Below are 9,042 nucleotides of genomic sequence, written 5' to 3'. Positions count from 1 at the left end.
CCAGAGATCCTCCTCATCGGGGGAGTCTATGGATGAAAAAGGTAAAGCCGGTACGTGATCATCGCGAAAAATAACGTTGCGGTGCATATTTCCGCCCTTGGGGGCGGAAGACCATTCATAGCCGATCAGCGTGGTGAACGTACCTGGCTCATAGTGCTCATTAGCGGTTGAAACCATTAGCTGCCAGGCGCTTTGCTCTGCAATCTCGCCCGGATAAAACGCCGTATGCTTTGGCCGACCACCGCGAGAGTTTGCTACGACTTCGCGAAGAAACCACTCTTCCTGCTCTTCATAGGAACCCAAGTTTCTGAGCTCATGGAGCTTTTCGTTGTCATAGCCCGGAGTGCCAGCCACCTGGGTCGCCTGCATTTCACCGATGTACTCCGCATGATCTGTGATCGCAGCGAAATCCAATGGTCGCCCGATGCTATGAGGCTGACCATTGACTGTCATGGCTTCGCCCTTGGCGAAGCGGTAGGCCATGGACGGTGTTAAGCGAGCACCGCCAATGTAAGCATCGAGAGAATAAGCTGTGTGAAGATGCAGCTCCCCAAAAAATGCCTGCTTGAGTGTTATCTGGGGTTCCATCCCGTCCTTTTGAGCCAACACCGCTGCATTGCTCATAGTGAGCCCAAGGCCGATGACCAAAGCCTTCCAAGGACTGTGCAACCCTGCTTTTCTGGCTGCGATCTGTTGAAGCATGATTCACCACACCTATATTCTGTTGGCTAGGAGACGGGAGCTGAACTACACACCCGTTCTCGCTAATCAAAATAGAGTATCGCCTCAAAAGCGCTAATGCACTAAGCTGAATATTAGCTTGTCGTAATATCACAATAAGGAGCGCCCTCCATGCCCAAGTTTCAGAAATTACAGAAAGTGCTTACGGCTGCATTTCTTGTGATGGCGAGCATTGCAACGTTTGCCGAGATGCCGGCAATTAGCTGGGAGTTAGACAATGCCGTCCGACAAATAGAAGGCCAGGCAAAAGCCTTTGAGTCTGCGATGGCGAGCGTGTCTTTCGTAGCTACGGATACAGACGGTAACGTTTTGGAAGAGCACAGTGGCAACGGCTTTATCCGTGAGAACGGTGATATGCGCTATAGCCGAGCTGATAACAACAGCGTTGTGCTTGTCGACGGAAACAAAATTTTTGAATACGACGGCAATGCCAAAACCGTAACGACTCTATCCACGTCCAAACATAAAGAGCGCCTGGAGCCCCTGTATCGGCTGGGCTTTACGATTTCTGGCAGAGACCTCAAGGATCGCTATCTGCTGACTATACTTGGCGAGGAAGCTATAGGTGACACCCGCACCCTCGTGCTTGAGCTCACACCCAAGCGCGATAAAGACCGCGCCATCGCCGGAAAGATTCGTCTCTGGATAGATCAGGCTTCCTGGATGCCCAGGCGTCAGGAGTTTGGGTCCACCGCGACTCGAGTCACTACCACCGTTGATTACACAGACATGGCGCGTAATCTCGAGCTTAATCCTGATCTCTTCAAAGCCAAGTGGCCCAAGGGCACCAAGAAGATCCGTCAGTAAGCCTTTTTGGGCTAGGCGCCTATGCTTTACCCGAGACCGGATGCCACCCTAAGATCGGGCTGGCAATCGGTCGTCGAGATTCTGGAAGAAAACACCACGGCGGATCACAGTCTATTGCGTGCGGCCTATCCCACAAGTACAGAGATTATTGCGGCTTCTCCAAGCGACAAACAGTTGCTCAGCGTCGGGCATCGCGATCATCGCAACGGCAAACAATACTGTGAGGAGGTGCTCCTCCAGCGTCATACCATATGTGTGCAGGACGCTGCGTTAGACGCACGCTGGGACGGGTGCAACGAGCGGCGAAGTGGTTACCGCGCCTATTGCGGAACACCACTGCTTTGGCCTGATGACGAAGCTTTTGGCACGCTCGACTTGCTGAAGACGCAAGCCTTCTCGGATTCGGAGCTTCTTTCCGCCAAACGGCTTCTTGAAAATCTGGGCACCGGTATAAGCGCTCAACTTGCACTGCTCTACCGTAAGCAGGAGCAGCAATTTCAAAACTCCCACGACGCGCTCACCGGCATTCCCAATCACACGCTTATGGCAGAGCTTGCCAAACAACAAATGAAACACCAGCAGCGCCATGGCGGTGAACTTTGGTTACTGCTGTGGACCGTTGACGAATTGAGCACACTGGTTCCCGGTGCGGGACCTCGGGATACGGACGCCCTCCTGCGATCAATCACTGAGCGAGTTCGCGGCTGCATTCGTCAATCGGACGTATTAGCGCGTCTCGATGAACACCGGTTTGCGATACTGATTAGTGATGCCAACGAGTTCATCGCTGGCGCGGTCGCCGATCGCATACGACGCAATGTCCGCAAAGTGTCTGTGGCCTCGAAAAAAGGGCCTCATATGAGCTTTGGAATGAGTGCTTACAATGGCGAAGAGGCTTTCGATGGCTGGCTGTTTCGCAGCGAAGCTGCTTTGCATGCAGCGATGAAAGCGGGCGGCAATCAAACGGTGGTTCGCGGCTAATCCAGCAAGCGATACTGCCGCCCCCGAAGTTCGCCGTCCACACAGACCCCGTCCACTATCGCCGGCCGCGCGTGGGAGTCACGTAACCATCGGGCGACTCGAGCGGCTAATCCACTACTGCCCTCGCCCTGCACCACAGCATCCACTCTAGAGATATCTCCCCGGTCTGACACGCGAAAGCCCGCGACAATGTTTGCTTTGACGGCTATCTGTGGGTCAAGCAACGACTTCCATAGACCCGAATCCTCCGGTAGCACCGCCGGATTCGACAGCTGCTTTCGTAACGGCAAGCCGTCATCGCCAGATGCCATTTCCCAGGCGGACGCATAGCTATCGCAGGACTGCCCCCACTTGGCATTCCACTGCTGCCAGTTTCCAAGACGGAGATACAAACGCGCACGAGTAAGCGCAGGTTGCTCTTCGGCAGCCTCGATAAGTTCTTCCAGTAGCACGCGCCCCTTGCCGTAGGTCAGCGTCTGACTCCGTTGCATGAAATCCACGGCGGGATTTGTGGCGTCCCCGCCAAGACTGGAAGCCACAACAAAATCTGTCCCCAAAAGAAGATACAGGTTGCGCAAGTGACTAAGGGATAGCGCCGCACGTGAGGTGTAGTCAAGCTCTCCTCGCTCGAGCTGTACATCGAGCATATCTTCGTTGTCTTTGAAGGCTTCGAAAAAGAGGCTCATTTCTCCGCGAGACCGGGGATCGATAAAGATGGCACGGGCGCGGGCGAAGTAAGCAAGACTGTCTCGCAAAGCCGCCTCATCAAGCAGCCCCTTTCCCATGCCATGAACCCTGAAGACAGAGCGCATACTTTGCTGGGCAGAGCGAAAGTCCCCTATGGCCTGATAGCTATCCGCCAAGGCGTAAAGGTAAGGAATCTGTGCTGGACTCAGAAGGCCTTCATTGACCCTGACAATCTGAAGAGCATTGCGATTCGCATTCAACGCTGCAGGGTGATTACACAAGGCCGCGTAGAGCTTGCCGAGCTCTCCTATAGGGTCAGCAAGACTTGGGTTATAGGCGCCAGAATCCAGCAAAGCGTCGTCAAGACTGTCTTTCAGGGCATTAGCTTCCTCCCGGCCCGCACGACCACCGCTCTCGCAGGGGGCCTCCGGCTGCGTATCGATCACTCGCACATATTTGCGACCAAAATACTCGGGGAGATGAGCCTCGACGCTGACGCTCACCAAGGCGACCATCAACAGCGGCAACAAACCTGTATGTCGAACACGGCTTAAGAACACTTTGTTCTTCTCGTTGTTGTAAGCTTTAAGCAACTCATGTTGCTCCGAGCTTAAGAAAACAGACCGCTTGGCGGCGGCGTCTTAGAAACAATGCTGAGCTTACAGCCTCAGCGGGAGATTCTCGATGGATATAAGGCAAACCAAAGGTCGCGGTCGTCTGTATGACAACGTTCTCGATACCGTAGGCGATACACCCTGCGTCAAGCTCAATCGCATTGCGCCGAAACATGTTGATGTTTACGTCAAAGTCGAGGCCTTTAATCCGGGAGGCTCGGTCAAAGATCGTTTGGCCACCAACATGATAGAGGCAGCTGAGCGAGAAGGCCGCCTGAAGCCGGGACAGACGGTAGTCGAAGCTACCTCTGGCAACACGGGCATCGGTCTGGCAATGGTCTGCGCGGCTAAGGGTTATCCGCTGGTCATCACTATGGCCGAGAGCTTCTCAGTAGAGCGCCGCAAGCTCATGCGCTTTCTTGGCGCACAGGTAGTACTTACGCCGAAGGAAGAAAAAGGCCTGGGCATGTACAACAAAGCCAAGGAGCTCGCCGAGGCAAACGGCTGGTTCTTCGCACAGCAATTCGAAACCTCCGCCAACGCCGACATTCACGAACACACCACCGGCCAGGAAATTCTCGCTGACTTCGAAGGGCAGCGCCTCGATTATTGGGTCACCGGCTACGGTACGGGAGGCACGGTTACCGGGGTAGCAAGGGTACTGAGAGATGCGCGTCCGGATGTAAAAATCATACTCACAGAACCCGCAAACGCTGCGATTGTATCGTCCGGCCATGCTCAGGAAAGAGATGAACATGGTTCTCCCGCCGCCAGCCACCCGGCCTTTGAGCCACACCCGATCCAAGGGTGGACTCCGGACTTCATACCCCTCGTGCTTCAGGAAACATTGGATAAAGGTTATTACGATGAGCTGTTGCCTGTCGTCGGCGCCGATGGCATGGCGTGGTCGCGACGGTTAGCGGCAGAGGAAGGAATTTTCACCGGCGTATCCGGTGGCTCTACCTTAGCCATTGCCATGCAAGTTGCCGAAACTGCTCCTGAAGGGTCAGTGATTCTGGTAATGCTCCCGGACACGGGTGAACGCTACCTTTCTACGCCTCTATTCGAGGGCATAGCCGAAACTATGACCGATGAAGAGGTCGCACTATCTCAATCAACGCCGGGCTACCAGATCGGTTAGGAGCAACTTGTGAACAACAGCATTACCGCGATCATGATAGCTCTGGGGCTCATTGCGGGCGGAGCTTTTATCGGCAATGGCCTGGAGCACTTCCGCATGGCGGATCGCAGCATTGTCATTAAGGGACTCGCCGAGCGGAGTGTAGACAGCGACTACGTGACCTGGCCTCTTACCGTGCGTCGCGCGGCCGATAGTTTTCAGACCGTGCAGGAGTCACTGGCGGCTGACCGAGACAAGCTTGTGGATTTTCTCCACGGCCTGGGGTTCACCCGTTCCGAAATGGAGATACGCCCTTTAGTGGTAAACGATGCTTACTCCCGAGAGTACGCGTCCTCTAACAGCCCGACGCGCTACAGTGGCTCCGCCCTGGTTATTGTGAAAAGTGAGCGTGTGGACGCGGTGGCATCCGCCGCCCTGGCTACAGATCCACTCATTGCAGCCGGGGTGCAGCTGGATTTAGGTGCAGGACCACAATACACATTGCGAGCATTCAACGATGCCAAGGGACCGCTCCTAAAAGCGGCAACCGAAAACGCTCGGGCTCAGGCCACGAAGTTTGCCGCAGAATCCGGAGCTAGCCTTGGTGGACTCAAAAGCGCCAATCAAGGCATTATCCAAATCACGGGCACCGGCGGTAACCGCTACGACAGCGCTTCCAGTCGAGAAAAGCGTTTACGTGTAGTCAGCACGTTTGTTTATTACCTGAAATAAAACGGTTTCACGTGGTATCGATATCCTTTCAAATTGATCGCAATCTCAATGTCTACCAAATTTCTGGGAAAGATTTTCTAGGCTTAACTGTTTCGGATGCGTCCCGGGCAGACAGCAAAGAACAGACCGAGGCATTTACTAGAGCGCTCCATCCGGACGACAAAATCCTTCTTGTGCAAATGATCGCGAGCGCCGATGCTCCGCAGGACACTGTCGAAGCGAATCATATTCGCCTTCGCGACGCCGGGGGCACCTATCGAATACTCATAGCCACTGTTCACCCCGGTGATGAGCGATTCCCGGTAAGTACCAAGCGCCTCGAGGTCGCCGACCCGCGGAAAACCGATAGCCCCCGCTATGAACTCCCGGAAGCCATGATCCGCACGATTATGGTCACCACCGACGACTATGTGTTTTTTAAAGACACTCACCACACCCTCCTAGCAGGCAGTCAACCCATGGCCGAGTTGTGCAGGAGCTATGGCATTGAGCAATGGGAGCAGTTCGCTGGTAAGACAGATTACGAGGTTTTCCCCGAACAGCTCGCCGATTTGTACTACGCACTGGAAATCAAAGTTTATACCAGTAAAGAAATGGCACGAGAGGTGCAACCCTATGAGCGTCGGGACGGACAAAAAGGCTGGGTAGATAACCGTAAATATCCGATTGTTGATGAGAACGGTGGTCTTTTGGGTCTTTACGGTCTAGCTCGAGACATTACCAAAGAAATAGAAGCGCAACAAAGACAAGCGCTAGTTACGAGTGTCTTCGCTCATGCCGCAGAAAGCATCGTCATCCTCAATAGGAATTATGAAGTTGTCGATGCCAATAAATCTTTCGAAAACTTCACAGGGCTAACAAAGGACAGGGTACTGGGACAACCCTTAAGAGCCGTAAAACACACGAATGATAAAAGCGCCCAATTTAAAAAACTCTGGAGCAAGCTAGTCCGTGATGGATCCTGCGCGGGAGAAGTGACAACGCTCGACGCCCAGGGGCGAGAGCGGACTGAGCTTTGCCGAATTACTGCTGTCTTGGGCGAGGAAGGAGAAATCCAACATTTTGTTGGCCTGTACTCCGACATCACGCCGCAAAAACGGCATGAGCAAGAGCTTGAAACCATTGCAAATTTCGACGCATTAACAGGCCTGGTCAATCGTTCACTGTTTGAAGACCGACTTTCTCAAGCATTGGCTAGCAGCGAGCGACAAGGGAAATTTCTAGCGCTCGCGTACATAGATCTCGACGGCTTCAAGCTGATCAATGATTCTTTCGGGCACGCAGTGGGAGACGAGTACCTTGTCGCCATCGCTAAAAATATGAATAGTGCCCTGCGCGACACCGACACCTTGGCGCGTATCGGTGGCGACGAATTTATCGCTCTGCTCAACGACCTGAACGACCCGGACGACTATAAACCGGGGGTGGAGCGACTACTCAAAGCTAGCGAAAAGTCAGTGGTAATCAATGGTCGCACACTGCCCGTTTCCGCAAGTATAGGGATCGCTCGATACCCGCTTGATGGCCTTGAATCAGGTGCCCTCGTGCGCTGTGCAGATCAAGCAATGTACGAAGCCAAGCAGCAGGGCAAAGATCGCTTTTATGTTTTTGATCGTGGACTTCTGCGCAGCACAGAAGCTCGGGACGATTTACGCAATGCTATCGCACACAAGCAGTTTGAGCTGCTCTACCAGCCCAAGGTAGATCTCCGCTCTGGCGAAATCATAGGCGTAGAGTCCCTCGCAAGATGGAACCATCCAACCCAAGGCATACTGGGGCCGGCTGAATTTTTGCCACTTATCAATCGCGAGAATCTGCAAATAGCGTTTGGTACATGGGTAATCGACCATGCACTCGAACAGATGAGCCAGTGGGCGCGGGAAGGTCTTGCTGTAAACATCAGTGCAAACATTGCCGGCGTGCATCTTCTTCAGAGTGATTTTGTACAGTCACTCGTTGCGAAGATCCGCGAAAAATCGTTGATAGCAGACAATGTGTTCGAAATCGAAATTCTCGAAACCAGCGCTCTTAATGATGTAGATCGTGTGGCTCAGGTCATCAGAGAAGCCAACCAAGAGGGAATCTCCTTTGCACTGGATGATTTCGGCACCGGATACTCGTCTCTGACACACCTTCGCAGACTCCCGGTGAGCACGGTTAAGATTGATACCAGTTTTGTACTCGATATGCTGGACAGCCCTGAGGACACGGCAATCGTGTCTTCCATGGTGAGTCTCTGTCGCGGCCTGGGACGACAAGTTATCGCCGAGGGCGTCAGTAGCCTCGCGCATGCAAAAGCCCTAATGCTAATGGACTGCCATTACGCTCAAGGCTTTGGTATTTCAAAGCCTTTGCCGGCCAACGAACTGGCTGACTGGGCCACCATGTGGAGGGAAAACGGAATTTGGCGTGACCTGCAGGACACGCCAGCTTCGCCTTCCGATAGCTCCATCATTCCATTAATGAGACCTAAGCAAAGTCACTGAAGTCCTGCTTGGACAAAGGCAGTTCTCTTACCCGAAGTCCCGTGGCATCAAACACCGCATTGACCAGTGCTGGAGCTATTCCAGGTGTACCCGGCTCGCCTGCACCGCCCCAGCTTTCCCCACTATTAATGATGTGCGTTTCGATCAATGGCGATTCGTTCATGCGTACCATGAGGTAATCATGGAAATTGCTTTGCTTTACAGCTCCGTTTTCAATGTTGATTTCCCCATAGAGTGCCGCGGTCAATCCGTAGTTCACGCCAGACTCCATTTGAGCCGTGAGGCCATCAGGAGATACCGCAAAACCCGCGTCGACTGCGACAACCACGCGATCAACACTCACCTTCCCCTCGGTCACACTCACATCCACAACCTGTGCAACCAGTGAGCCAAAAGACTCCTGAAGAGAGATGCCGCGCCCACGGCCCCGAGGCAGTTGCTCTCCCCAACCGGCGGCTTCGGCAGCGGTTCTCAACACCTTTTGATGACGGGGCTTGTCAGTAAGCAGGGACATACGATATTCGTAGGGATCCTTGCCCGCAGCTACCGCGACTTCATCGAAGAATGCCTCGGTAAAGAAACCGTGCTGAGAGTGATCCACACTTCGCCAAGGACCAAAAGGCACGTGCGTGGGGCTATCAACGTGGTGAATTTTTTGCGCCGCCACAGCATAGGGAATTGTCGGCGCTTCTACGGGTTCGTGCTTCTCATGATAGACGTTCTCCCACGCTGCGATTTGACCGTTCTGGTCTACCGCTGCGCGAAAGCGTGATGCAACAGCCGGACGGTAGTGATCGTGGCGAACATCTTCTTCACGGGACCAAATTAGTTTTACCGGCCCACCTACTTCGCGGGCGATCTTCGCGGCCTGAAC

At 53.7% G+C, this 9,042-nt stretch carries 8 protein-coding genes; 5 read left to right on the top strand and 3 right to left on the bottom strand.

Annotated features, from left to right (window positions below):
- Positions 1-702 (bottom strand): DUF3604 domain-containing protein (locus tag AB8B76_RS05770; RefSeq protein ID WP_405271063.1); only part of this gene is annotated, 702 nt, incomplete at its 3' end.
- A 150-nt stretch (positions 703-852) separates the two neighbouring features.
- On the opposite strand from AB8B76_RS05770, the gene AB8B76_RS05765 reads away from it, so the two are divergent.
- Complete coding sequence (locus AB8B76_RS05765) at positions 853-1,548, top strand: LolA family protein (RefSeq protein WP_405271062.1); 696 nt, start codon at positions 853-855, stop codon at positions 1,546-1,548.
- 21 nt (positions 1,549-1,569) lie between these two features.
- A complete protein-coding gene (locus tag AB8B76_RS05760) occupies positions 1,570-2,529 on the top strand; it encodes a GGDEF domain-containing protein (RefSeq protein WP_405271061.1) in 960 nt (319 codons plus the stop codon).
- Here the strand turns inward: AB8B76_RS05760 and AB8B76_RS05755 are convergent.
- Entirely contained in the window at positions 2,526-3,809 is a 1,284-nt protein-coding gene (locus AB8B76_RS05755; protein WP_405271060.1) for a tetratricopeptide repeat protein, read from the bottom strand. The genes AB8B76_RS05760 and AB8B76_RS05755 overlap by 4 nt on opposite strands.
- A gap of 91 nt (positions 3,810-3,900) precedes the next feature.
- On the opposite strand from AB8B76_RS05755, the gene cysK reads away from it, so the two are divergent.
- Genes cysK through AB8B76_RS05740 form a run of 3 tightly spaced genes read left to right on the top strand, consistent with a single transcriptional unit; the run spans position 3,901 to position 8,168 of the window.
- A complete protein-coding gene (gene cysK, locus AB8B76_RS05750; RefSeq protein WP_405271059.1) occupies positions 3,901-4,971 on the top strand; it encodes a cysteine synthase A in 1,071 nt (356 codons plus the stop codon).
- 9 nt (positions 4,972-4,980) lie between these two features.
- Positions 4,981-5,682 (top strand): SIMPL domain-containing protein, encoded by a 702-nt coding sequence (locus AB8B76_RS05745; protein WP_405271058.1) that lies wholly within the window; start codon positions 4,981-4,983, stop codon positions 5,680-5,682.
- An 11-nt stretch (positions 5,683-5,693) separates the two neighbouring features.
- On the top strand, positions 5,694-8,168 hold the full coding sequence (locus tag AB8B76_RS05740) for a putative bifunctional diguanylate cyclase/phosphodiesterase (RefSeq protein ID WP_405271057.1): 2,475 nt from the start codon (positions 5,694-5,696) through the stop codon (positions 8,166-8,168).
- On the opposite strand, the gene AB8B76_RS05735 is transcribed toward AB8B76_RS05740, so the two are convergent.
- On the bottom strand, positions 8,152-9,042 hold an 891-nt coding region (locus AB8B76_RS05735), incomplete at its 5' end, for a molybdopterin cofactor-binding domain-containing protein (RefSeq protein ID WP_405271056.1). The genes AB8B76_RS05740 and AB8B76_RS05735 overlap by 17 nt on opposite strands.

Source organism: Congregibacter sp., assembly GCF_045107095.1.
In the GTDB taxonomy this organism is placed as follows: domain Bacteria; phylum Pseudomonadota; class Gammaproteobacteria; order Pseudomonadales; family Halieaceae; genus Congregibacter.
This window is presented reverse-complemented; position numbering and strand designations above follow the sequence as displayed.